Source organism: Chordicoccus furentiruminis (genome assembly GCF_019355395.1).
Lineage (GTDB): Bacteria > Bacillota > Clostridia > Lachnospirales > Lachnospiraceae > Chordicoccus > Chordicoccus furentiruminis.
Genome location: NZ_CP048829.1, coordinates 744,632 through 768,261 on the forward strand (window position 1 = coordinate 744,632; position 23,630 = coordinate 768,261).

Annotated in this window: 17 protein-coding genes; 2 read left to right on the forward strand and 15 right to left on the reverse strand. The window is 60.5% G+C overall.

Features of this window, described 5'->3' with window-relative positions; genetic code table 11:
- Positions 1–75 precede the first annotated feature (75 nt).
- Positions 76–348 (forward strand): type II toxin-antitoxin system RelE/ParE family toxin, encoded by a 273-nt coding sequence (locus G4C92_RS03485; protein WP_330654776.1) that lies wholly within the window; start codon positions 76–78, stop codon positions 346–348.
- Entirely contained in the window at positions 341–613 is a 273-nt protein-coding gene (locus tag G4C92_RS03490; protein WP_274941214.1) for a helix-turn-helix domain-containing protein, read from the forward strand. The genes G4C92_RS03485 and G4C92_RS03490 overlap by 8 nt, the downstream gene beginning before the upstream one ends.
- 73 nt (positions 614–686) lie before the next feature.
- Here the strand turns inward: G4C92_RS03490 and G4C92_RS03495 are convergent, their stop codons facing one another.
- The 15 genes from G4C92_RS03495 to G4C92_RS03565 form a co-directional block, all read right to left on the reverse strand.
- Positions 687–1,727, reverse strand: a complete 1,041-nt coding sequence (locus G4C92_RS03495; protein WP_274941215.1) for a hypothetical protein — start codon at positions 1,725–1,727, stop codon at positions 687–689.
- A gap of 169 nt (positions 1,728–1,896) precedes the next feature.
- The gene (locus G4C92_RS03500) at positions 1,897–6,519 is read right to left on the reverse strand and encodes a hypothetical protein (RefSeq protein ID WP_274941216.1); all 4,623 of its coding nucleotides are present in this window, start codon (positions 6,517–6,519) and stop codon (positions 1,897–1,899) included.
- Between the two features lie 224 nt (positions 6,520–6,743).
- The gene (locus tag G4C92_RS03505; protein ID WP_274941217.1) at positions 6,744–6,977 is read right to left on the reverse strand and encodes a hypothetical protein; all 234 of its coding nucleotides are present in this window, start codon (positions 6,975–6,977) and stop codon (positions 6,744–6,746) included.
- A gap of 18 nt (positions 6,978–6,995) precedes the next feature.
- Positions 6,996–7,469: a hypothetical protein gene (locus G4C92_RS03510; protein ID WP_274941218.1), complete on the reverse strand. Its 474-nt coding sequence runs from the start codon at positions 7,467–7,469 to the stop codon at positions 6,996–6,998.
- A gap of 274 nt (positions 7,470–7,743) precedes the next feature.
- Positions 7,744–8,163, reverse strand: coding sequence for a hypothetical protein (locus G4C92_RS03515; RefSeq protein WP_274941219.1), 420 nt, complete (start codon positions 8,161–8,163; stop codon positions 7,744–7,746).
- Positions 8,164–8,495: 332 nt separating this feature from the next.
- Positions 8,496–9,386: a methylenetetrahydrofolate reductase gene (locus tag G4C92_RS03520; protein ID WP_274941220.1), complete on the reverse strand. Its 891-nt coding sequence runs from the start codon at positions 9,384–9,386 to the stop codon at positions 8,496–8,498.
- Between the two features lie 36 nt (positions 9,387–9,422).
- On the reverse strand, positions 9,423–10,055 hold the full coding sequence (locus G4C92_RS03525; protein WP_274941221.1) for a methylenetetrahydrofolate reductase C-terminal domain-containing protein: 633 nt from the start codon (positions 10,053–10,055) through the stop codon (positions 9,423–9,425).
- The gene (gene rsxC, locus G4C92_RS03530; RefSeq protein WP_274941222.1) at positions 10,056–12,020 is read right to left on the reverse strand and encodes an electron transport complex subunit RsxC; all 1,965 of its coding nucleotides are present in this window, start codon (positions 12,018–12,020) and stop codon (positions 10,056–10,058) included.
- 222 nt (positions 12,021–12,242) lie between these two features.
- Positions 12,243–14,348: a glutamine synthetase III family protein gene (locus G4C92_RS03535; protein ID WP_274941223.1), complete on the reverse strand. Its 2,106-nt coding sequence runs from the start codon at positions 14,346–14,348 to the stop codon at positions 12,243–12,245.
- Between the two features lie 153 nt (positions 14,349–14,501).
- A complete protein-coding gene (locus G4C92_RS03540) occupies positions 14,502–15,527 on the reverse strand; it encodes a galactose ABC transporter substrate-binding protein (RefSeq protein ID WP_274941224.1) in 1,026 nt (341 codons plus the stop codon).
- A 95-nt stretch (positions 15,528–15,622) separates the two neighbouring features.
- The gene (locus tag G4C92_RS03545) at positions 15,623–16,669 is read right to left on the reverse strand and encodes a substrate-binding domain-containing protein (protein ID WP_274941225.1); all 1,047 of its coding nucleotides are present in this window, start codon (positions 16,667–16,669) and stop codon (positions 15,623–15,625) included.
- A gap of 4 nt (positions 16,670–16,673) precedes the next feature.
- Positions 16,674–18,539, reverse strand: coding sequence for a histidine kinase (locus G4C92_RS03550; RefSeq protein WP_274941226.1), 1,866 nt, complete (start codon positions 18,537–18,539; stop codon positions 16,674–16,676).
- Positions 18,536–20,155 (reverse strand): response regulator, encoded by a 1,620-nt coding sequence (locus G4C92_RS03555; RefSeq protein ID WP_274941227.1) that lies wholly within the window; start codon positions 20,153–20,155, stop codon positions 18,536–18,538. The genes G4C92_RS03550 and G4C92_RS03555 overlap by 4 nt, the downstream gene beginning before the upstream one ends.
- Positions 20,156–20,346: 191 nt before the next feature.
- Positions 20,347–21,999, reverse strand: a complete 1,653-nt coding sequence (locus G4C92_RS03560) for an ABC transporter permease subunit (RefSeq protein WP_274941228.1) — start codon at positions 21,997–21,999, stop codon at positions 20,347–20,349.
- A gap of 15 nt (positions 22,000–22,014) precedes the next feature.
- Entirely contained in the window at positions 22,015–23,526 is a 1,512-nt protein-coding gene (locus G4C92_RS03565) for a sugar ABC transporter ATP-binding protein (protein WP_274941229.1), read from the reverse strand.
- Positions 23,527–23,630 lie beyond the last annotated feature (104 nt).

Here is a 23,630-nt window from a genome sequence, read left to right on the forward strand (position 1 = left end):
TTTACCATTATTTTTTATCCCCTCGAAGACGGTACAAATGCCATTGACCCATGGCTGGATACACTCCCTATCAAGATGCAGGCCAAAGTGCTACGCAGCATACAGCTATTACAAGTGTTTGGTCCGCTTTTGCGAGAACCCAACTCCAAGCCTTTGGAAGACGGCATTTTCGAATTAAGAACCGTTTTGGGAAACGACATCGAAAGGACCTTGTACTTCTTTCAGGAAGGCCAGAACATTGTTCTGACAAATGGATTTACCAAGAAAACAAAGAAAACGCCACGCTCTGAAATCGACCTTGCCAAAACACGCCGTGAAGATTATAAAAGGAGGTTTCCCTATGGATGATTTTGAAAAAAGCCTGCGTAACCGTCTTCAGAAATCCGAGTTCAAAAAAGAATGGGATTCTCTGCAGTTTGAATACCAGATTCAATCTGAACTGATCAAGGCAAGAACCGCCGCTCACATGACGCAGTCTGAATTGGCCGCCAAAAGCGGTGTTCGCCAGTCTAACATCAGCCGTATCGAGAATGGGAACGCCCTTCCAAAGCTTGATACTCTTGCGGCGCTTGCCTCCGCCATGGGGAAGAAAGTCAAGATTACATTTTCATGAGACATGCAAAAAGAGGAGCGGTTCCCCGCTCCTCTCCGCTTTTTCCTGATCCGTATCCGGGATCTCTGTCCTTTTATGCCTTTTTCCACTCTGCCAGCACGATCTTATTGCCGCGGCTCCCGACGCAGGTGTAGGTGCAGAAGCCCCCGACGTTCTCCTGCATGACACTGCGGTTTGCGTAGTCCACGAGCCGGCTGCCCTTGTTCGTGCCGGTGGTGCTCCGGACGCAGCGGTACGCCGTCACGGAACGGCCCGTGACGATGTAGGCCATCGTCCTGCCCTTTTTGGCCCGGGACAGGTTCTTGAAACCCTGTTTCGCATGGTCGGCGATGATGACCTGGTACTTGTTCCGGTCGCCCGTCAGCTCGTTCAGGTCGATCCAGGCAGCGGCATCGTTCCATTCCGCCAGGCGCTGCATATAGGCCGCATTGCCTTTACTGGCGTTGCGGAGCGTGACGCTGATGCCGAGATCCGGAATCACAAGGCGGCCCTTGCTGCCCTGCTTCTGGCGCATGGCCTTATTGACCAGAGCCGGGTACGTCTTCTTCCGGCAGGTGTTCCGGGTGGAACCCGGCGCGCGGCTGCCCTTCCGCGTAAGGCGGACCTGCAGTCCGGTCAGGTAGCAGGCATAGCCCTCCGTCCCGACGGCGCTGCCGTTCTTCGCCCATCCGGTCCAGCCCCATGTACGGGTGCAGACGCGATACCAGACGTCGTACCGGCGGGCCATATTGCCTGTCAGGCGGATCCTGATGCCCTCCATGCGGCATCCGTTCTTTCCGCCGGTCCGGTCCTCATTGACCCAGCCGGACCAGTTTCCGCCCGTATAGCGGGAACGGTACTGGACCCCGCCGGATACCGGCCGGCTGCGGAGACGGACGCGGACCATTTCCAGTCGCCGCGCCTTATTCGTCCGTCCGGCCGTCTGCCCGTTCGACAGATAGCCGGTCCATCCATACCCGTACTGCGTCACCGCGTACTGGACGGACGGGCTCACGGCCTTCTTTTTCCGGGACGCGGCCATGACGGCTTCCGGTGCCGCGAGCGCGATCAGCATCAGGACGGACAGCAGAAGCGCCATGATGCGTTTCTTCGTGGCATGACGTGTTTGTCTCATTTTTTCTTCCCCCTTTCATTCAATGGCCGGGCAGTTGGCGCAGGCTGTACTCCTCGTCTTTCCTCTCACCATCCGGGAGAGGCATGGGCCGACTATGCGGCGTTTTTTCAGAAAGAGCCAAACAGGAGGAGCGGCTCCCCGCTCCCCCTGCATAATGCCCGTCAGGCGCTCACATAACGTCCGGATCCTTCCTCGTTCTGACGAGGAAGAGCCCCATCGCCAGGAGCGATGCCACGGCAGCCGATCCCGCGTACGGGATGACCGGAGCGGTGTCCGCGGTCTTGACCGGATCCGTCTTCGCTGCGCCTGCCGCGGCCGTGGCGGTGGCAGCGGCCGTGCCGGCGTCCTGTTCGTCCGCGTCGACATGCGGCATCTTGACGGCCTTGACCTTTGCGGCCTTCTGCGCGGCGGCAGCCCGGGCGCGTGCAGCCGCGTCGGCCTTTGCTTTCTCCTGGGCGGCCAGGTCCGCCGCGACGGCGTCTTTGGCCAGCTTCTCAATCCGCGCCTGCTGGTACTTCGCGTTCGACGCCCTGGCGGTCTGCTGCGCTTCCGAAGCGTGTTTCTTTGCTTCTTCCGCTTTTTCCAGCGCGGTCTTCGCGTCCGCTGCTTTGGAACGGTACGCGTTGCCGTAGGCGTTCAGGTACGAGAAGTCACGATCCGTGACAGCACTCTCCAGCACGTCTTCCAGTGTGATCTTCCGCGCCCTCGCGTCCTTGTCCTGCGCCGCTTCCAGCGCCGCTTTGGCGGCTTCGTACGCTTTCCCCGCGTCCGCCAGGGCCTGCTCTGCATCCGCCTGCGCCTTCTCCGCCGCATCCGCGTCATCGTAGACTTTGTGGATGCCCCGGGCCGATTCCTCCGCCGCGTCGGCATCCGCGTCAGCCTGGTCAGCCTTCGCCTGCGCCGCGGTCAGCACCGCTTTCGCGGCATCCAGTGCCTCATGCGCCTCGTCCGCTTTTGCGGCCGCTTCGGAAGCGGCCGTGACCGCTGCCTTGTAGGCCGTGCCATAAGCATTGAGGTAGGTGAAATCCGGATCGGTGACGGCTTCGTTCAGCACCTCGTCCAGCGTCAGCGCCTGGGCACGGGTATTCTTGTCCTGTGCTTTGGCAAGAGCGTCCTTCGCCCTGGAGTACGCCGTCTGGGCGTCCGTCAGCGCGTCGGCCGCTTCTTTCGCTTTGGCATCCGCCTCTTCGGCTGCACGGTACGCCGCATGGACGGTACGGGCTTTCTCCTTCGCCGCCGCGAGCGCGTTCCGGAACGGCACCGCCGCTTCTTCCGCCGCGGTTCTGGCGTCGGATGCGGCTTCTGCCGCGGCCTCCGCCTTTGCCTGTGCCGCCTGCTTCTCAGCCAGCGTCGCGGCTGCATCTTTGGCTTTGGCGTTTGCCTCGGACAGAGCCTGGTCGGCGGCCGTCTGCTCCGCCAGCGCTTCCGTGAGCGTCGCCTCGGCCTGCTCCAGTGCGTGCTGGGCGGCCTGAAGGGCGTCGAAGTGACTGTGGACGGTCTTGGCGTATGCCTGTGCGTTGGTCAGTGCGGCTCTCGCTGCTGCGAGTGCGGCCCCTTTCTCATCTGCCGTTTTCCGGGCATCGGCAAGCGCCTGTTTGGCGTCATCGAGCGCCTGTGCCGCGGCCTTCGCCTCCGCATCGGCCTTCGTCTTCACATCCGCCGCGGTCTTGGCGTCCGCCTTCGCCTGGTCGGACACTGTCTGCGCCTCGTCCGCTTCTTTGGCAAGCCGCGCAAGCCGCGCTTCGGCGTTCTTCACCAGCTCGTCCAGTGCGGCCTGTGCCTTCGTGAGAACGGCCTGCTTCTCGGTGGTGGACTGTTTCGCGGCCTTCAGCGTATCGGCAGCGGTTTCTTCCGCGGCCCTGGCATCCGCCGCGTCCTTCACGGACTGGTCGCGCTCCGTTTTGGCCGTATCGGCCGCCTGCCCGGCGGCCTCCTTCGCCGCCTGCGCATCGGCGAGCGCCTTGACAGCATTCTCCAGCCCGGTCTTCATCGACGCGGCCTTCTCTTCCGCTGCCGTCAGGGCGTCGGCTGCGGTCTGCTGCGCTGTTCTGGCTGTCTCAAGCGCGGTGGCAGCGGCTTCCGCCGCGGAGGCCGCCTTCGTATGGACGGTTTCTGCAGCCGACTGCTTCGCCTCGGCATCCGTCTGGTCCTTCGCCGCCTGATCGCTTACGGCTGTCTTGCCGTCGAGGTCGATGAAGGACAGGTACTCAGACAGGAGGTCACGGATGGCGGAGGGGGTGTAGGAGGGTTCTTCGTATGTAGAGTATTCTCCCGTATACCCTGACAGATCACCATGCTCTTTGTACCACTTAGTCATGGCCTTATCGGTGGCCGCGGTACTCTTCCAGCCGGCGGTCTCCATACCCATCTCATAGACGTGGCTCTGGGAGACGCTCCGTGTGTACGGCGCATAAGAAGAAACTCCAGCGCCATACAGGGTTTCTGCCCCGTCATCGTGGATGAGAACGTAATGCCCGACTTCCTTCGTCCGGTCGGACTGGCTCAGCTTCTCCGCTTCTTGGTAAAATGTGCCGCCTTCTATGTAACTTTCGACAGCCTCCACGGCCGTCATGCCTAGTTTTGTTCTCAGCTCATCAAAAGCAGTCTTTTCGTCCTGCCACAGTTTTACCGCTGCAGCCGAGTCTCCCGGCGTCCAGGCCAGAACTTCGTTCGCACGTCCATGATCTCGCTTTATCCTGGCGTAGTTTGTGGCGGCAGCACTCCCCATAAGCCGGTAAAAGTTAGTTGCGACCGGGTCCTTGTAGTCCTTGTAGCTGGCATTGTCTTTGAAGTTTTCGTCACTTGCGCGTACTTTGTTAATTTCGTCCAGCAGCGTGGTGGCGGTTTTCAGGTTGTCCAGGGTATAGGCGTCATACGCATAGTCCCAGTCCTGTTTCCAGACTCCGTCTTCCAGGCTGTAGTACCTCTGCGCCTTCCTGACGTCCTCCTGTTGGTCGGTCGAAAGGCCGGTCTTTGTCAGCATCCAGTCGCAGAAGCCAAGAAGCCCGTCCTTGATCTTCTCCCTGGCGGCGGTGACGGCGTCCGCCGCGGTCTTTGCGGCGGTCTTCGCCGCCTCCGCCGCTGCTTTGGCGTCCGTCTCCGCCTTGGCCGCAGCCGTCTCCGCCGCGTCCGCATCCGTCTTGGCCTGGGTCTTGTCCGTCACGTCCCGGTCGGCCGCGTCTTTGCCGGTCTGACGCTCGGTGACGGCCTGGTCCGCCTGATCCTTGTCGGACTGGGCCTGGTCTTTGGCTGTGGCGGCATCCGTGGCGGTTTTGGTCTTGTCCGTCAGATCAGCCTGGGCACGGTCATATGCGTCCTGTTTCTCCTTCTGGACCCGGTCCGCCTTTTCACGGGCCGCCGTCCTGGCGGCGAGATCCGTCTCCGCCGCGTCCTCCGCCGTCTTCGCGTCATCCAGGCTGTCCTGTGCTTCATCGACGGCCTTCTTCTCTTCCGTCTTGTTGACATCTCCGTTCTGGAGATAGTCTTCGGCGGACTGCTTCTCCTTCAGCTTTTCGTCCAGGATCGCCTGCTTCTCCGCCGCGTTCCTGTCCGCTGCGTCCTTCGCGTCCGCCGCGTCTTTTGCGGTCTGGTCCGCCTTGTCCTTGTCGGACTGCGCGGCTTCCTTCCTATTAGAAGTATCCGTAACAGCCTGATCCGCCTTGTCTTTCTCGGACTGCGCGGCTTCCTGCTGATCCGATGCGCTCTTGACAGCCTGGTCTGCGTTAGCGGTGTCGTGGTCTTTGGCTTCGGCCGCATCCTTTGCCGCCTGCTTCCGGTCACGGTCCGCCTGTGCTTCTTCCGCGTCCTTCGCCTTCTGGTCCGCGGTTTCCTGCGCTTCGTTCAAGGCGGCGTCTGCGTCCGTCTTGTCCTTCTCGGCCTCTTCCGTTTCCTTCGTCTTGTCAGCGAGATCCCGGTTGGTCTGTTCCGATTTCTCCGTGGTGCGCTTTATGTCCGCTTCCTTCTCGTCCGCGGCTTTCTGCGCCTCCGCCTGCTTTGTATCCGCCTCGTCCGGCGTCATCCCCTGGCTGTCGCGGACCTGATCGGCCCCGGAGGCTGTCTTATCCGCCTCCGCCTTGGCCTGGGTCTTATCCTCGGCGTCCTTCCGGGCACTGTCCGCGTTCTTCTGCGCTTCGTTCTCGGCTTCCGCCGCGCCATTTTTGGCGTTATCAAGCGCCCCGGACGCTTCGCCCTGCCGCTGGGTTACATCCCGGTCGGCCTGTGTCCTGGCCGTATCGGCCTGGTCAGACGCTTCCTGCTTCCGGTCCGCATCCGCCTGAGCCCCCTCACGGGACTGATCCGCCTCATCCGCCTGTTTCCGGGCATCTTCGGCCTTCCGGTCTTCCGCTTCCGGGGTGGTCGTCTGGGACTCTTTCGTCTCCTGGGCCTTCCGGTTCGCCTCTTCCGCGGCCTTCCGGTCTGCTTCCGCCTGCGCCTGCTGGCGGGCTGCTTCCTCCGCGGCCTTCCGCGCCTCTTCCGCTTCCTTTGCGGCCTGCGCGGCTGCGGCTTCCTGCGCCTCTTTTGCCGCCTGTTCCGCGGCGGCCTGTTCCGCCGCCTGCCGTGCGGCTTCCGCCTCTGCCTGACGCTGCGCCTCCTCGGCGGCCGCCTGTGCTTTCGCGTCCGCTTCTGCCTGGGCGCGTGCCGCCGCTTCCGCCTGTGCAGCTGCTTCTGCCTGTGCCTGTGCGGTATTGGCATTCGTCACATCGCCTTCCGCTTCCACCATCGTCGGAACGCCCGCAGCCGCCACGGTCACGGCTGCCGCTGTCAGAATCATCGCTGATTTTCTTTTCTGCATCAGATAACCTCCTGCCCCCTCAACAGGGATTTGATAAAGCTCTTCCAGACCGTCCGGCACCCTGCCGTCAGACAATCCGGATTGTCATTCAGTCTGTTATTATCAGACTTTTATTCTACCCCCCCCCTGAAATATGTGAATATTCCGTGTTCTGTTCCATCACGTCTTCCCTTTTCATCAGGCTCAATTTCTTTGATTTTTAGTTTATTTAATGGTTCTCTGTATCAAAACCGGACCGGATGCGCCGCCTTTACCGTCCGGTCGAACTGTCCGACTCCAGAAGAAAAACCGCAGGCCGCTCCTCTTTCCGGCTTTTTATCCGCGCCGTCCTTCTTCCTGCTGCGCGGGTCATTCGGCCAGTAGCCATCGTCATCCGACACATGATCCCAGATTCCGTAAAGCGCCCATGAGCCGAACGCAAACACCGTCATCAGAACTACCACGATATTCTCTAACATAAACACCTCCGAACATGATCAGACCGTTTTTTCTCCTGTTTGCATCGGTTTCCTCGTCCGGGATTTTCTCCCGTCCTGCTCCTGCTCATACCGGATGATCCTGCGAAGGCTGCGGGCAAAGACCGCCTCCGACATCCGCCGCGGCGAAACCGGAATCCCCAAAAGCCTCCGTCCGGACCAGTGAGGTCCGCGTCCCGTCGCGCTTCTGATCGTGCTCCGGACGTCAGAGCCGATCCGAAGCCTTTCCGAAAGCAGCCGTGCGTGAAGCGTTCCCCTGTCGCGGAAAACCTGAACCGGCGTTCCGGCTGTCCCGCCGGAGAGCAGCTGTGAAGACCGGCCCTCCGCCGTCGTCTGCATAAGACAGACCGCCGTTCCGCCGCGCAGAGCCAGAGCCCCGTCGGCCCGAAAAGGAAGCAGAGCCAGCCCCGCGATCAGAAGGACCAGCGTGATGCGGTTTATGAAATTGTCCCGGCTTTTATCGGAAGAAACCATCCGTTTTCCTCTTATTCGCCCGCAAAACCGGACGGAGGCAGTCCTGCTCGGAAAAGCCCGTCTTTCTTCGCCAGCTTCGGCGTATCCCTTACGGTTTCCGCCTGTGCGAAAATCCGTTCAGGCCGCGCCGTCGGCCGCCCCGGACGCACCGTCCGGGCCGCGCTGCCTCAGGCGCCCGTCAAAATACCGTCACTGTGAAATTGGAATCGGATACACGAAAAGAAGACTCTGCGCCGCAGAGCCTGAAGAAGGCGTGCGCAAATTCAGAAAAGAATTACGCAGCCGTTACGGCGGACAGAGATCCGCCCTGACAGTGAATGTAGGAAATGGTAAACCGGCCGGTACAGGTCACGCTGCCGTACCCGGTCCCGCGGCCGAAAAGAGCTGTCTTCAGAGCGCAGGCTGCCGCCAGCATCAGCATGAGGCAGGCGAGCATCAGATCAACCGAGTCAATCCTGCTGCGCGGAGAGACGAAGCCGTACGACAAAGCGTCCGCTCCCCGCGTCTCCTTCACGGCCGCCTGATCCGTGCCATGCAGAGGCACGGCCGTCAGGCTCTCGCCGCCGGTCCGCTGCTGCGCATCCGGCCGGGCGGAAATCGAGAAAGACAGACACGCAAAAGGCCTCTGCGGCTGCACCTGCAGTCCGCAGAGGATCATTACCGTCACGATGAACAGATAAAGCGTTTTTCTCATCCGTGCCGTCATGCGTCTCTCCCTGTCAGATCCGTTTCATCATACGGCAAAGAGGATGATTCGTAAAGACAAAGCGATCTGTAATCGGGAGTCTCATATTTGTCAGTTTCAAAGTCAATCACAAGATATTTTAATGATATTTTACGCGGCGATTCTCTTCTGCAATCCGAAGTCCTATACGTCTATTCTTTCGAGAATCCGTCCCTGCTTCATGGCAAAAAGGGAAGGGACGCCGCAACAGCAGCGTCCCTTCCCTTTTTCAATATCCGGACGGCATATCCCGCAGCCGGGCACGCCGCCTCCATCATGTTCCCCTTTTGCCTTCCTGTTTCTCAGCGGACCTCCGCGAGCTTCAGCAGCTCCGGCACCTTCGCTTCCCATCCGAGAGACATGATGTGAACGCCCTGGCAGTACGGTCTGCATTCTCTGATGATGCGGGCGGCGATTTCCACGCCGGTGATGCCGGCTTTGGTCTTCTCCTTGTCCGCGCGCAGCTCGTCCAGCATCGAATCCGGCACATGTACGCCGGCGACGTTGTTGTTCATGAATTTGCACATACCTACGGACTTCGGAATGATGATGCCTACCTGAACGGGCTTTCCGAACTGCTTCGCCTTCTCCATGAAGGCGATGAACTTCTCCGGCTCGAAGACAGCCTGCGTCTGGAAATACTCCGCGCCGGCCGCCACCTTGCGCTCCATCTTCATCAGCTGGGCGTCGACGGAATCGCTGCAGGGGGAAACCACCGCGCCCTTGGCGAACTTCGGAGGCTCGCCCACCAGCTTGTTTCCGCCCAGATCCTCGCCCTTCTCCAGCAGCCCCATCGTATAGAGCAGGGAAACGGAATCAAGATCGAACACCGGCTTCGCGTCCGGATGATCGCCCATCTTCGTGTGATCGCCTGTCAGCGCCAGCACATTCTCGATGCCGAACATCGCCGCGCTGAGAAGATCCGATTCCAGCGCGATCCGGTTGCGGTCACGGCAGGCAAGCTGGAAGATCGGATTGAGCCCGGCGTCCTTCAGCGCCTTGCAGACAGCCAGAGAGCCGAGCCGCATAACGGACGACTGGTTATCCGTGACGTTGATCGCGTCCACACCGGCGAGATTCGTCTTCGCGCTCTCGATCAGCTCGTCGATATGGCATCCCTTCGGCGGCCCCACCTCCGCGGAAACAACGAACTCACCCTGCTTGAAAAGATCTGTCACTTTCATTTCTTTCATCGCTCCTCATTGAATATAAACTGTCCCTCGTCCGTCTCAGGACTCCTGCATTTTCCGGACCGCCTCATCGGTGTTGAAATGATGGAACTGCGTCGGGGCATGCAGCGCGTCGAGCCGTCCCAGCTCCCTGAGCCTCCGGATGATCCTTTCCCATCCGCACTCCATCTCCGGGTCCACCTCGCACATCCCGTCTTTCGTTCCGCCGCACGGACCGTTCACGAGGCTCTTTGAGCAGGCCGTGACCGGGCAGATCCCGCCCGTCAGATTGAGGAAGCACTCGCCGCACTCCCCGCAGTCGTATTCCAGCGGCGTGACGCCCTGCACGCCCGGGAGACGGATCGTGTCGCATGCCGCGTAGACACGCTTGCCCGCGAACATCCGCGCAAAGGTCTGCACCCCGACGCCGCAGGAAAAGACCAGCACGCAGTCTGCCGCGTCCAGCTCCTCCCCGAAGGACTCCAGTCTCTTCTTCAGATTGTCCGGATTGCAGATATAATCCGTCGTCAGGATGCCGGTGACCTTGCCTTCCTTCTCAAGCTCCTTCTCGAGCTCTTTCGCTTCCTTCTCCGGGAAGCCGACTTCCCTGCAGCCAAGACAGTTGACGATGAACGCCTTCCCCGTCACAAGAGCCGCAAGGGTGTCCTTATCCTTTAACTGGGTGATCAGCATTTACTTCTTCAACCCCCTCACTAACGATTTGCCTGCTCTGATCTTCGTAACCAGAGGTATCTTGGAGGAGCAGATATACTGACAGCATCCGCACTCGAAGCAGTCCATGATATGAATGCTCTGAAGCGCCTCCGCGTCCCCGGCGTCCGCCAGCTTCGCGAAGTTGAGCGGCTCCAGCTCCATCGGGCAGACATCCACGCAGCGGCCGCACTTGATGCATTCCTCTTCCACTGTGTGATCGGTGCCGACGGCCAGAATCCCGTTGGATCCCTTGATGACCGGCACATCGGTATCGGTGAGCGGACTGCCCATCATCGGACCGCCCATCTTGACCGTCACATCGTCTCCGACGATGCCGCCGCAGTAATCGATGATCTCCTTCACGCTGGTGCCGATCCGGACCACGAAGTTGCCGGGCCGGCGGATCCGCTCGCCCGTCACCGAAACGACCCGCTCGATGAGCGGCATGCCGGTCCGGATCGCGTCGGCGATCGCCTTCGCCGTGCTGACGTTGTCCACAACCGCGCCCACATCCGCCGGCAGCCCGCCGCTCGGAACCTGACGGTGCATGATGTTCTTGATCAGCATCTTCTCGGCGCCCTGCGGATACTTTGTCCTGACGGTGCGGACCTCGATGTTCCCGCATTCCGCAGCCTTCTCCGCGATCAGCTTTGCGGCCTCCGGCTTGTTGTCCTCGATGACGATATAGCCCTTCGGGGCGCCCACTGCCTTCATGATGGCCTTCATGCCGTACACCACATCGTCCGGATATTCCAGAAGCACGCGGTTGTCGGCGGCCAGATACGGCTCGCACTCGCACCCGTTGAGCAGCACCGCGTCGATCGGCTTGTTCGGCTTCAGCTTCACGAAGGTCGGGAAACCGGCGCCGCCCATGCCGGTGATGCCTTTCTCCTGAACGAGACTCACGATCTCATCCGGAGTCAGGTCCTCAAGTTTTCCGGCCGGTTTTACGGACGGATCAAGCGTATCCTTCTTGTCGGAGCGGATCACGATCGAATCGACCGGAACGCCGCGGTTCGGATGCAGATGCGGCTCAATCGCCACAACCGTGCCGCTTACACTGGAATGGATATGGCTGCTGATGAAACCGGAAGCTTCCGCGATCTTCTGGCCGACCTTCACGGTATCGCCGACGCGGACAACCGGCGTCGCGGGCTTGCCGACATGCATTGAGAGCGGGATCACCACCGTTTCCGGCTCGGGGAATTTCACCAGCGGAAGATTTTCCGCCAGATCCTTGTTCTCGCTCGGATGAATGCCGCCGTAGTAACCGGTCAGACGGCTCTCACGCGCCTTCTTCACATAAGCCGCCACCGTCCTGCGGTCTGCTTTCGAATAATCACGAAGCTGCACGGGCTGGGCGAGGAACTCCTTCAGACGGCCCTGTGCGCTCAGCCGCTCGTAAATCTTCTGCCATGCGCAGTCCTTCGACCCGTCCACCTCGCACTTTCCGTCCTTCGATCCGCCGCACTGGCCGTTCAGAAGGCTCTTCGCGCAGTCAACGACAGGACAGATGCCTCCGGTCAGGTTGAGGTAGCACTGCGCGCATGCGCCGCAGGTGCGGTCCGTGAGTGCCATTCCGTGGTGGCCGCGGTAGTTCAGCGTGTCCGCCGCCGCGACAACCGGACATCCGGCCTTCGCCGCGATCGTCTGCACGCCCAGCCCGCAGGAGATCACGACGATCGTCTCCGTCCCCTCCGGTACGGCGTCCGCCAGTCTGCGTTCTGTCTGCACGCTGTTGCACAGAAAATCCAGATTCACCGAGCCAAGCACTTTTTTGCCCAGTGAAGCGGCGAATTCCCTTACGGTATCGACTTCCGGCTCGTGAAGCGTGTCGTACGTCTTGAAGCATTTGTTACATGCGATCAGAAAGAGGTTGTCCCGCCCTTCAAGAGCGGAGGCAATTTTATCCTGATCCTTCAATGCAAACCTGGTGTAATTCACCCCTTTTCTCCTTTCCCAGTCATTTCTTCTAAAGAACCGGGGCCCGGCGGTTCTTCCCTTCATCAAGATCCGGCGGACCGGGGGAAGAAGGCCGGCAGTTCTACCCTCGAATTATAGCACTAAACCGGCCGGACTCACGGATGAATTCGGCCGGTTTCACAATTATTTTCTTATAACTTTTCCGCTGAGGGAGAGCTTGCCGTATACGGCAGCCGCACCCGCTTATGTCAGCGAGAACAGCATCGTTCCGTATGTCGGGTACGGCAGATACTGATCCGGGATCAGGGATTCCGCCTTGTCGACGATCGCGCGGAGCTCTTCCATCTCCTCGAGGATCGTGTCGTGATAGTACTTCGCGCAGCCGAGCACATCCGCGTCCTTCTCCGCGTGGCGCGTGTCCTTGTCCAGACGCTCGAGCGCCTCCGCCATCTCGCCGGACGCCTCGTCCAGCGCTTTCAGCGTGCCGAGTTCCATCCTGCAGGCGGCTTCCGGAAGCAGCGCCTTCTTCTCCGCCGCCTCGCCGGACAGCGCTTTCATGTAGGCCACCATGCCGGAGGTGAAATCCTTGCGCACCATCTCCTGCATCGTCAGCGACTCGATGTGGATCGTCTTCGAATAGTTCTCCAGATTGATCTCATATCTCGACATCAGCTCTTCCTTCGAGAAGACCTTGTGCTTCGTGAAGAGCGCGATGCTGCTGTCGCTGATCAGGCGCGGCATCGCTTCCGGCACGGACTTCAGGTTGTAGAGTCCGCGGCGCGCCGCCTCCTCGACCCACTCATCCGTGTAGCCGTTCCCGTTGAAGAGAATCCGCTTATGCTCGGTGAGCATCTTCCGGGCCAGTTTTCTCGCCTTCGCGTCGATCTGATCCTTCGGAACATCCTTCAGTTCCTCGTAGATATCGCTGAGCACATCCGCGACCGCTGTGTTCAGTACGATGTTCGCGTTCGCGACGGAAACCGAGGAGCCCGGCATCCGGAACTCGAACTTGTTTCCGGTGAAGGCAAACGGCGACGTACGGTTCCGGTCTGTCGTATCCTTCGTGATGTGCGGCAGCATCGGCGCCATTCCCATCTGGACCCGGCCGCCTTCCTCGAAGGAGGATCCGGACTCCAGCGCCTTGAGCACACGGTCCAGCTCCTCGCCTACGAAGATCGAGATGATGGCCGGCGGCGCCTCATTGGCTCCCAGTCTGTGATCGTTACCGGCATCCGCCACCGCGCAGCGGAGCAGATCCTGATAGCGGTCCACGGCGGAAATCACCGCCACAAGGAAGACAAGGAACTTCGTGTCCTGACCCGGATGCTTGCCCGGATCGAGCAGGTTCACGCCCGTGTTGGTCACGATGGACCAGTTGTTGTGCTTGCCGGAACCGTTGATTCCCTCAAACGGCTTCTCATGCAGGAGGCAGGCGAAGTTATGCTTATCTGCGACCTTCTTCATGACCTCCATCGTCAGCTGGTTGTGATCCACCGCCACATTGGCCGTCTCGAACACCGGCGCCAGCTCATGCTGGGACGGAGCCACCTCGTTATGCTTGGTTTTGGCCGGCACGCCCAGCTTCCAGAGCTCCTCGTCCAGATCATGCATGAACGCGGAAACCTTCGGCTTCAGAACGCCGAAATAATGGTCCTCCATCTCCTGTCCCTTGGACGCCGGCGCGCCGATCAGCGTGCGGCCCGTGAACAGAAGGTCTTTTCTCTTCTTGTAAAGGTCCTTGTCGATCAGGAAGTACTCCTGCTCGGAACCGACTGTCGTGAGCACATGCCTGACATCCTTGTATCCCAGCAGCTGAAGCACCTTGACCGCCTCCGTGCTCAGCGCCGCCATAGAACGGAGCAGGGGCGTCTTCTTGTCGAGCGCCTCGCCGCCGTAGGAGCAGAACGCGGTGGGGATATAAAGCGATTTATCCTTGATGAAGGCGGGTGAGGACGGGTCCCAGGCCGTATAGCCTCTCGCCTCGAAGGTCGCCCGCAGTCCGCCGGACGGGAAGCTGGACGCGTCCGGCTCGCCCTTTACGAGCTCCTTCCCGGAGAACTCCATGATGACGCCGCCGGCGCCGTCCGGAGAGATGAAGCTGTCATGCTTCTCCGCCGTGAGACCGGTCATCGGCTGGAACCAGTGCGTAAAATGGGTCGCACCGTGCTCAACGGCCCACTCCTTCATCACCGCGGCGACCGTATTCGCAACATCCAGTTCGAGATGCGTGCCGTTCTCGATGGTTTTATGGACAGCCTTGTAAATATCCTTCGGAAGACGCTCGCGCATCACTGCGTCACTGAATACGAGGCTTCCGTACAGTTCCGGAACCGACTTTCCCTCTTCCATAATCTTTCCTCCTCACGAGTATTCGCCTGAATCATAATGGCAAATGCATCATAGTATGCGGGAAAACCGGTGTCAAACCGGCGAGCCGATTGCATTTTCCGGATACATCGCGCTTCGTGATTGCACTGCATTCAGAACAATTTATCTTTCTGCTCAGTCCGGGAAGGAGTCCGCGTTTTCCGCCGTCACCTTTTTGTAGGGCAGATAGAGGTACCGTCCTTCCTGAAAGTCAAACGCATCGAGCGATGTCCCCTCCGCCAGCGCACAGGCGAGACGGGCGATGCCAAGCGCCTGGCCCTCCTTGTCGTTGTAGACGGTTCCGGCCATCTCCCCGTCGCGGATCGCTTTTAAGCCTACCTTTGTCCCGTCCGTCCCGAAGACCACCGGCCGGTTCTCCGCCGCCACTGATTTCCGGCCGTACGCGTCCAGCGCGCCAAGCGCCATATCATCACTGTTGGCGAGCACCAGCTCGATGCCGCTGCCGTAGGTATCGATCATCTGCGTCATCCTCGTCTGCGCCTGGGCGCGGCTCCAGTTGGCGATCTGATAGCTGAGCTTGTCCACTTCAATGCCTTCCTGACGCAGCGTATCCACACTGTTCTCCGTCCGGATGATCGCGTCCTGATGGCCGGGCTCTCCCTCGAGCAGAACGTATTGGATCCGTCCGTCCCCGTTCCGGTCTGTCTCCGGGTGGGAGCGGATCCAGTCCGCCGCGAGCTCCCCCTGCATGACACCGGACTCTCTGGCCTCGCTTCCCACATAGTAGAGCCGTTCCCACCGCATCAGGTCCTCTCTGACCGGCTCACGGTTGAAAAAAATCACCGGAATGTCATGGCGGATCGCCAGATCGATCGTCTTCGTCGGCGCCGTCCGGTCCACCAGATTGACGCAAAGCACATCGCAGCCGCTGTCGATCAGTTCCTCGACGCAGCGGTCCTCGGTCCGCTGCGCCCCGCCCGCGAACCGTGTCGTGAGCGTCACCGGCCGGTCTTTCTCCGACAGATCCTTCACATCCTGGCGGAGGCAGGCAAGCAGCTCGCCGATGTATGTGTCATCCTCACTGTATCCGACCGCCCCGATGGAGACGCTCCGCTTCGGCTGCGGCGCTCTCTGACCGCCGCAGCCGGTCAGCAGCAGCGCCGCGCTGAGGAGCGCCGCCATACCGGTTCCTGTTTTCATTCTCCGTTCCTTTCCTCACACACACTCTGCCACGGTCCGGCGCAGACGGTGCCGGCTGCCATCCGCCTCTCTCCGTTCGCAACTGGCTGTCTGTCTCACTGATCCAGCGAGAACAGCAGCTGCTCGTTTTCTTCCGTGAAAAGATCCGCCCGGCGCACAATCCGACAGGACGTCGTCCGGCTGCGCATTGCGTTCCGCCCCTTTCGGATCCCGGCCGCGGCCTCTATGACGGCCCGGTATCCCATCTCGAAGCACCCCGGCACCACGAGTCCCCGCACATGGCCGCGGTCCAGATGATAAATCGATTTCGTGGACATGCCGATCCCGTATACGGAAGCGTCCCACAGCGCGCCTTCCGCCGCGCAGTCTCCCGCCCGCTCCACCGACTGGGTATCGAGCGCGATGACGACGTCCGTCGGCGTCTGCGCGGTCAGCTCCTCGCCGGCTTCATCCCCGTCCGGCAGATTCCGCAGCGTCCAGACGATCCGGCATCCGCTCTCCCTCAGCGTCTCCTCGAGTCCCCGCTCCGCCGCCGCGATGCTGTCCGTGTCGGACAGCCCGCCGGCAATGCCGATCCGGACTCCCTTGAGCCGGCTTCCTCTGTCGTCGATCAGCATCCGGCCCAGCGCGTGTCCCATCGCTTCATAGTCCGGTCCGACCAGCGGAACGGCCCCGGCTCCGCCCGCGCCGTCGTCTCCGCCTTCCGCCGCCTCCGCCCCGGACGAAGCCGTTTCCGGCCTGTCTGCCGCCGCGCCCGGTGGGACCGCAGAGCCGCCGCCGGTTTCCACAACCGGAATCTTCTCCGCGATGCGGGTCAGCATCCGGTTCGTTTCTCCGCCCGGAGCCGGCTGCACGATCAGCGCCTCCGCTCCGTCTGCGACGGCGTTTTCCATCAGTTCTTCCTCCTGCTCCGCACCGGTGATGGTGTCCGTCGTCACGATTTCTGCGTCCAGCCCGCAGGCGGAAGCCGCCTGCTTCACGCCGTGGAGAAAAAGCTCCCACCGGTCCTCATCCGGCTGACTGACGATCACGCTGATCTTCCGCGCCGGTTCCCGTCCGGCCGACATTCTCAGCATCATCAGAGCGGCTGCCGCCGCGAGGGCAAATTCAACGGTCAGGAATATCCAGCGGTCGTGCTTCACCTTGTCACGTCTCCTCTCCGGCCGGCTGCCGGCCCGTTTCCAGATTATTCCGGTTTTCCCCGCTGAAGGCAATCGCAGGGAGTCGGATCGTCACGGTCGTGCCGACGTCCTGCTCGCTGACTACCGTCAGCCCGAAGTCCCGGCCGAACAGAAGGCGGATCCGCGTATCCACGTTGCGGAGTCCGACGCCGGAGCCGTGCCGGTGCACAATGCTGCTGTCCGTCAGCACATGCTCCGCCTGGCCCTCCTCCATGCCTGGCCCGTTGTCCGTCACGGAGAGGCCGATGCCGCCTTCGTCCCGCCAGCCCCGCACGGTGATCGTGCCGCCGTCGTCCGGATCCATCTCGCCGACGCCGTAGTAGATCGCGTTCTCCAGAATCGGCTGGAGAATCAGCTTTACGGTGCAGAAGCCGCCGATCGACGGATCCACGTCGTAGACGACCGCGAAGCGGTCCCGGTAACGCACCTTCTGGATGTTCATATAGCAGCGGCTGTGCCGGAGTTCATCCTCGATCGGAATGATCGTATGACCCTTGGAAAGACTGATCCGGAGCAGCTTCGCCAGCTCCGAGATCATAAAGACCGCGTCCTCGTTTCTTCCTCCCTCGATCATCCAGGTAATGGAATCCAGCGTGTTGTACAGAAAGTGCGGGTTGATCTGGCTCTGCAGAGCGTCCAGCTCGCTGCGTCTCCGCTCGTTCTGTTCCCGCACGATTTCCTTCATCAGCTCGTCGATCTGCTCGTAGGACTTCTGGATCGAATAGCCGAGATGGCTGATCTCGGCGGAGCCTCCGATAAAGATCTCCGGTTTCCCGCCCGCCTCGTAGTCCCGCACGGAATCACTGAGCATCAGGATCGGTTTTGAGATCCGCCCTGACACAACCCGGTTGACGATGAGCAGAAGCATCACGGTCAGCAGCATCAGCATGATGATGAAATCACGGAGATTGATGATGCCGTATGTGAAGGAGCGCTCGGGAATCACGCCTACGAGCCGCCATCCTGTATAGCCGATCGTGCTGATCACCAGATTCCGCTTCTCACCGTTCATCCGGTCGGTGTAGACGCCGTCGGTCCGGCCGGCTGCGGAGCGGCTGTCCTCCTCCGCCAGCCCGACAGCCAGCTCCATCTGCTTCGGGTGGTAGATGATCTTGCCGGTGCTGTCCGCCAGATAATAGTACTGGCCGTTCTCGTTCTGGTTGATCTGCTCCATGATTCGTGCGACCGCGGAGTAATTCATATCAACCAGCAGCACCCCGAGCTCAGGCGTGCTGCTGTCCGTCAGGTTCACGGCCCGGCTCAGAGAAATGACCCAGTGATAGCTGTATGTCGAATCGTCAAACAGATTCTGGACATGAGGGACGGAGAAATGCATGTTCTCGATCTGATCCATCGCGTCGATGAACCACGGCTGCTTCGCCACGTCCGGATCCGTCTTCTCGGCCTCGATCGGCTCGGCCGCCAGCAGAGAGCCGCTGCTATTGTAGAGCGCGATCGTGAGAAGAGAGTCCTTGTAGGACTCATAGATCAGCGTCATCTCCCGCTCCAGATCCCGCCCCGCCGCGTCGCTGTCCTGAATGATGTTGAACGTCACCGCGTCGGAAATCTGACGCATGCTGTGCAGATAGTCCTCCAGGCTGTTCTGGGTCTGCTCGATCCGCTGCTGCGTGGTCTGGATCGTGTTCTGACGGGAGAACGCAGTGAAGCGGCTGTAAAGCGTCAGCCCGAGCACCAGCATCAGGCAGAGCGCCACCGCGGTGAACGCCGCCATGATGGTGGACTGAATCCCCCTCGGCTCGATCCGGTGGCGGAGACGCAGCCGCCTTATACTTCCCCAGAACGCCGTCCGTCTGTCGTCCGCCTTCTTCATTCGGTCTTCTCCGGCTGCGTTCTGTGCTCCGTCCGGTAGCGGGACGGAGACATTCCGTAGGTTTTCTTGAATACGTAGCTGAAATAGTTCGGGTCGTTGTAGCCCACACTGCGCGCGATCGCGCTGTTCTTCTCGCCGGTCTCCATCAGAAGCCGGGCCGCCTCCCGCATGCGGAAGGACGTCAGGAAGCTGATGAACGATTCGCCGGTTTCCTTTTTGAAGATCGAGGAGAAATAGGATCCGGAGACACCCAGCTCCCCGCACATCCGGTCTAGGGAGAGATCCTCCTCGTCGAAATGGTCCCGCACATACTGCCTCGCCCGTGCCACATAGGACTGGGACGTCCGATTCCGCGCATGGCTGAGTTCCGCATTGACGGAGAGGGCCAGCGACGTCAGCCATTCGCCGAGCGCGTTCCGGTCCATCTGGGGCACCGTTTCGTAAAGAGGCCCCGGCAGCTGCGCCAGCGCATCCAGATCGATGTAGTTTCCGGAGGCGAAGCGGTAGAGGCTGCCGACCAGCTCCAGCACGGCCATCCGGTACTGCTGCACGGACCGGGCGCTGCGGCCCAGAAACGCGATGTAATCGCCGCATGCCTTCCGGATGCTCTCCTCCTGACCGACATGGACGCTCTTCAGGAGAGCTCTGATCTCGGTGCCGTCCCCCATCCCGGAATAACTCTGCTCCTGCGGCGCGATCTCGCTGATATTGATCGCCCGGGACGCGCCGTAGAGGACACGGTACGAAACGGCTTCCCTGGCTCCCCCGTAGGAACGGGAGAGCCCGAGAGGCCGGTCCGCCGCCGGTCCGATACCGGCCGTCACCTCGGCTCCGAGAATCCGCAGCGCCCACTTGCAGAACCGGTCGCAGTCATCCGTCAGTTCCGGGATCCGTTCCTTTCCCGTCATCTGAACGATCATCACCGTGTTGTCAAGATAGGTGAAGAACAGCGCCCTCCATTTCTCCCCCAGCCGCTCCCGCGCCTGCTGCTGCACGGACATCGCAAGCAGCAGCGGATTGATTCCTCCCTCCGCCGTATGCCGGGAAGCGTGAAAGACAACGCAGCAGTAATACGGGCCGCTGAGGCTGATCCTGTAGTCCTCAAGGTCGCGGGCGAGATCCTTCTCCTGAATCCTTCCCTCTATGAGCAGCGTAAGAAAGCTTGTCTGAAGAATCGGAAGCGAATCCATATAGTAGCCGCGCAGCCGCTCGACGTCGCGCTTCTCCTCCCGTTCCTGATCGAGCGAGGCGCGCAGACGGGTGAACACCTCCGTGAGCTCGCTGGCGTTCACCGGTTTCAGAATATACTCGTCCACCTCGAGATGCACCGCTTCCTTCGCGTACTCGAACTCGTCGAAGCCGGTGAAAAGGAGCACGCGGATCGGCGGAAAGTCGCGCTTCAGCCGTCTCGCCAGCTCCAGTCCGTCCATATACGGCATCCGGGTATCCGTCATGACGACGTCCGGCGGGTCCTTTTCCGCCATCTCCAGCGCCTTCACCCCGTTCGGCGCACTGCCGCACACCCGGAACCCGAGCGCGTCCCAGTCGAGTTTCTTCATGATGACATCGATGACTTCCTCCTCGTCGTCGACGAGAAGCACGCTGTATGCTGCCATGGCTGCCCTGCCTTTCCTGTGAGCGATTATAGCAGAAAAACGTCCGGTCAGAAATCCGGATACGGCGGGAGGCCGGAGCGGGATCCCCAGTGTCACTTGGACCATGACATTGGCGAAACCGCCCCGGCCTCCGAAGCCGCGGCCGGGAAGACTTTCTCTGCCTTCGCCGCGGATATCCGTATCGCGCTGCTTTACTTCTTCTGCACGTACTTCAGGCAGTCCAGCGTGACCGCGGACAGAATGATGATGCCCTCGAAGACGAACTGAAGGTTGGTGTCGATGCCGAGGATCGTCAGCGAATAGGTCAGCGCCGTGAAGATCAGGACGCCGACGACCACGCCGGAGATCTTGCCGATGCCGCCGGTGAAGGAAACGCCGCCGACGACGGACGCCGCGATGGCGTCCATATCCCAGCCCTGCCCGTAAGCGGCGGAGCCGGAGCCGACCATGCGGAGGCATTCAAGCCAGGATCCGCAGCCGTAGAGAATGCCGGCCAGCATGAACGCGCCCATCGTCACCCAGAAGACAGAGATGCCGGACACCGACGCCGCTTCCGGATTGCCGCCCACCGCGTACAGGTTCTTGCCGAAGATCGTCTTGTTCCAGATGAACCAGATAACCGCGATCGCCGCAACGGCCCAGATGATGATCGTCGGGAACCCGTTGATCTTCGGAATGAACATCGCCGGGATCGCCGGATCGATCGCGCCGAAGGACACGCCCTTGGTCGCGTAGGTGACGAGTCCGAAGATGATCAGCATGTTCGACATGGTGGAGATGAACGGGTGCATCTTGAACTTCGCCGTGAAGAAGCCCGCGATCGAGGTGAAACAGGTCGTGAAGATCATGCAGAGCAGAAGCGCCAGCAGCGCGCGCACCGGGTTCGGGATCCCCGTGGTGTCGAAGACCTTGCCGAACACCGCGCCGGTATTCGGTCCCTGATGCATGACAATGGTGGCCGTCACCATCGACATACCGACCATACGGCCGATGGAAAGATCGGTACCGGTCAGAAGAATCAGGCCGGCCACGCCGAGCGCGAGGAACATACGCGGCGACGCCTGCTGCAGGATGTTCAGGATATTGGTATAGGTCAGCAGCTGGGTATGCTTCACAACCGGCGTGATCACGCAGAGGAAGATGAAGATGCCGAGAATGACAATATACAGGCCGTTCTGCAGGAAAAACTGTCTCCGGTTGAACGTGTACCGCCTGTTTTCCCTGCTCTGCGCCCTCTTCTCGGAAAAGGTGAAATGGGAAAGCCGGAGGTTGTCAATCAGATGATACCGGTAGATGAATGCCTCGTGGCGGCGGTCCCTGATCGCCTGCAGCGCCGTGTCGAGCGTCATCTTCGCGTCGAACTGCTTGTTCCTGTAGACGTAATTCTCATCCTTTATTTCCTGACGGTCCGTCAGACCGGAGAGCGCCTTCTCGTGCTCCGCCTTCAGCTTTGCGAGCCGGGCGCTGTACGCCTTCTGCGCCTCCTCTTTCTGAAAGGCACAGCTCGCCTCGACGCGCGACAGATAATCTGCCTCGAAGTGCTGGTCCAGATAGGACTCCGCGTCCGCGATCAGGTTGTCCACCTGCGCCTTGTTTTTCGCTTCCACAGCCTTCGCGGCCGCCAGCTTCTGCCGGTCCTCCGCAATCAGCTTCGCCGCTTCGTCTTTCGTGTAATTCCGGTCTTCCTTCACGAGCTGGATGTGATTGGTCAGCTCGATGACCTGATCCGTGCCGTCCTTGCGGAGCGCGTCCAGCTTCGCCTGAATCTTCCCGACGTACTCCTCAATCGGCGCCCTCAGCTTTTTCTCCTCATCCGCCGAGAGAATGGTCCTTGTGTCCGCCATATCGTCTTCTCCTCCTCACAGGTATTTCGCACTGAGCCGAAGCAGCTCTTCCTGATTCGTGTCCTTCGTATTCACGATGCCGGCCAGCCGTCCGTTGGACATCACACCGATCCGGTTCGTGATGCCGAGAATCTCGGGCATCTCCGACGAGACAACGATAATCGTCCGGCCCTGACGGGCCATCTGGATAATCAGCTCGTAAATCTCGTACTTCGCGCCGACGTCGATGCCGCGGGTCGGCTCGTCCATCATGAAGACCTTCGGCTCGCGCTCCAGCCATTTTCCGAAGATCACCTTCTGCTGGTTGCCGCCCGAAAGAGCGGAGATCAGATCCTCCGGACCCATGCACTTCGTATGCATCGTCTTGATCTCGCCCCAGGTGGCCTTCACCATCTTCGGATCCGAGAGCGCCGGACCCGCTTTGTAGTGAGGCAGGTTCGTAATGGTCGTGTTAAACGTGAGATCGCCCTTCAGAAAGAGTCCGTTTGCCTTCCGTTCCTCGGTGATCATCGCGAAGCCGTGTTCCATCGCTTCTCTCGGGCTTGAGAAATTCATCAGCCTCCCGTTGTAGTAGACGCGTCCCGCCGCGCGTGTGCGGGTGCCGAAAATCGTCTCCAGAAGCTCGGTCCGTCCCGCGCCCACCAGTCCGTAGAGACCGAAGATTTCGCCCTCGCGGACGTCGAAGGTGATGTCCTGAAGATGCGGCGCAAACTTCGTGGAGAGATGCTGGATCGAAAGAATTTCCTTTCCCGGCCTGTTGTCGACCGGTGGGAAGCGATTGTCCAGCGAACGGCCGACCATCGCCGCGATCAGCTCGTTCATGTTTGTGTCGCTGCACCGGCTGGTCATCACGAGGCTGCCGTCCCGGAGCACCGAGACTTCGTCGCAGATCTCGAAGATCTCGTCCATCTTGTGCGAAATATAGATCAGTGAAATGCCCTCGTCCCGCAGCTTCCGCATCATGTCAAAGAGCTTCTCGACCTCCGGCACCGTCAGCGAGGAGGTCGGCTCGTCGAGCACGATGAGCTTGGAATGATAGGAGATCGCCTTCGCGATCTCGCACATCTGCCGTTTCGACACGGACATCGTCCGCATCGGCGCGGTGAGGCTGACCGTGATCCCGAGCCTTCTGAAGAGCTCCGAGGCCTCCTTCTTCATCCGCCCCTCGTCGACGATGCCGGCTGAATTGACCGGATACCGGCCGAGGAAAAGGTTGTCGACCACGCTGCGCTCCAGGCACTGGTTCAGCTCCTGATGCACCATTGCGATGCCGTTCTCGAGAGCATCCTTCGGACCGGAGAAGCTGACCTCCTTCCCGTCGAGGATAATGGTTCCCTCGTCCTTCTGATAGGTGCCGAACAGGCATTTCATCATCGTGGATTTGCCCGCGCCGTTCTCACCCATCAGGCCCATGATCGTGCCCCGTTTCACATCCATATTGATATGGTCAAGGACCCGGTTCCGGCCGAAGGATTTGCACATCCCCCGGATCGAGAGGATAATATCATGTTTCCTTTCTTCTGCCATGTTCCCTTACTCCAGAAAAAATACTATGCGAGAGGAGGTCCGCGTGCGGAAAGGGCTGCCAGGAAGAGATCTTCCTGACAGCCCTTCTGACTTGACAGATATCA

What these genes read in the sequence shown, in the direction of transcription:
- G4C92_RS03510 (WP_274941218.1), bottom strand. Translation starts at nt 7,469, where the DNA reads ATGGTTTCTTCCGATAAAAGCCGGGACAATTTCATAAACCGCATCACG.
- G4C92_RS03505 (WP_274941217.1), bottom strand. Translation starts at nt 6,977, where the DNA reads ATGTTAGAGAATATCGTGGTAGTTCTGATGACGGTGTTTGCGTTCGGC.
- G4C92_RS03535 (WP_274941223.1), bottom strand. Translation starts at nt 14,348, where the DNA reads ATGGAAGAGGGAAAGTCGGTTCCGGAACTGTACGGAAGCCTCGTATTC.
- G4C92_RS03540 (WP_274941224.1), bottom strand. Translation starts at nt 15,527, where the DNA reads ATGAAAACAGGAACCGGTATGGCGGCGCTCCTCAGCGCGGCGCTGCTG.
- G4C92_RS03565 (WP_274941229.1), bottom strand. Translation starts at nt 23,526, where the DNA reads ATGGCAGAAGAAAGGAAACATGATATTATCCTCTCGATCCGGGGGATG.
- G4C92_RS03500 (WP_274941216.1), bottom strand. Translation starts at nt 6,519, where the DNA reads ATGCAGAAAAGAAAATCAGCGATGATTCTGACAGCGGCAGCCGTGACC.
- G4C92_RS03555 (WP_274941227.1), bottom strand. Translation starts at nt 20,155, where the DNA reads ATGGCAGCATACAGCGTGCTTCTCGTCGACGACGAGGAGGAAGTCATC.
- G4C92_RS03515 (WP_274941219.1), bottom strand. Translation starts at nt 8,163, where the DNA reads ATGAGAAAAACGCTTTATCTGTTCATCGTGACGGTAATGATCCTCTGC.
- G4C92_RS03490 (WP_274941214.1), top strand. Translation starts at nt 341, where the DNA reads ATGGATGATTTTGAAAAAAGCCTGCGTAACCGTCTTCAGAAATCCGAG.
- G4C92_RS03525 (WP_274941221.1), bottom strand. Translation starts at nt 10,055, where the DNA reads ATGCTGATCACCCAGTTAAAGGATAAGGACACCCTTGCGGCTCTTGTG.
- G4C92_RS03495 (WP_274941215.1), bottom strand. Translation starts at nt 1,727, where the DNA reads ATGAGACAAACACGTCATGCCACGAAGAAACGCATCATGGCGCTTCTG.
- G4C92_RS03550 (WP_274941226.1), bottom strand. Translation starts at nt 18,539, where the DNA reads ATGAAGAAGGCGGACGACAGACGGACGGCGTTCTGGGGAAGTATAAGG.
- G4C92_RS03560 (WP_274941228.1), bottom strand. Translation starts at nt 21,999, where the DNA reads ATGGCGGACACAAGGACCATTCTCTCGGCGGATGAGGAGAAAAAGCTG.
- G4C92_RS03485 (WP_330654776.1), top strand. Translation starts at nt 76, where the DNA reads ATGCAGGCCAAAGTGCTACGCAGCATACAGCTATTACAAGTGTTTGGT.
- G4C92_RS03520 (WP_274941220.1), bottom strand. Translation starts at nt 9,386, where the DNA reads ATGAAAGAAATGAAAGTGACAGATCTTTTCAAGCAGGGTGAGTTCGTT.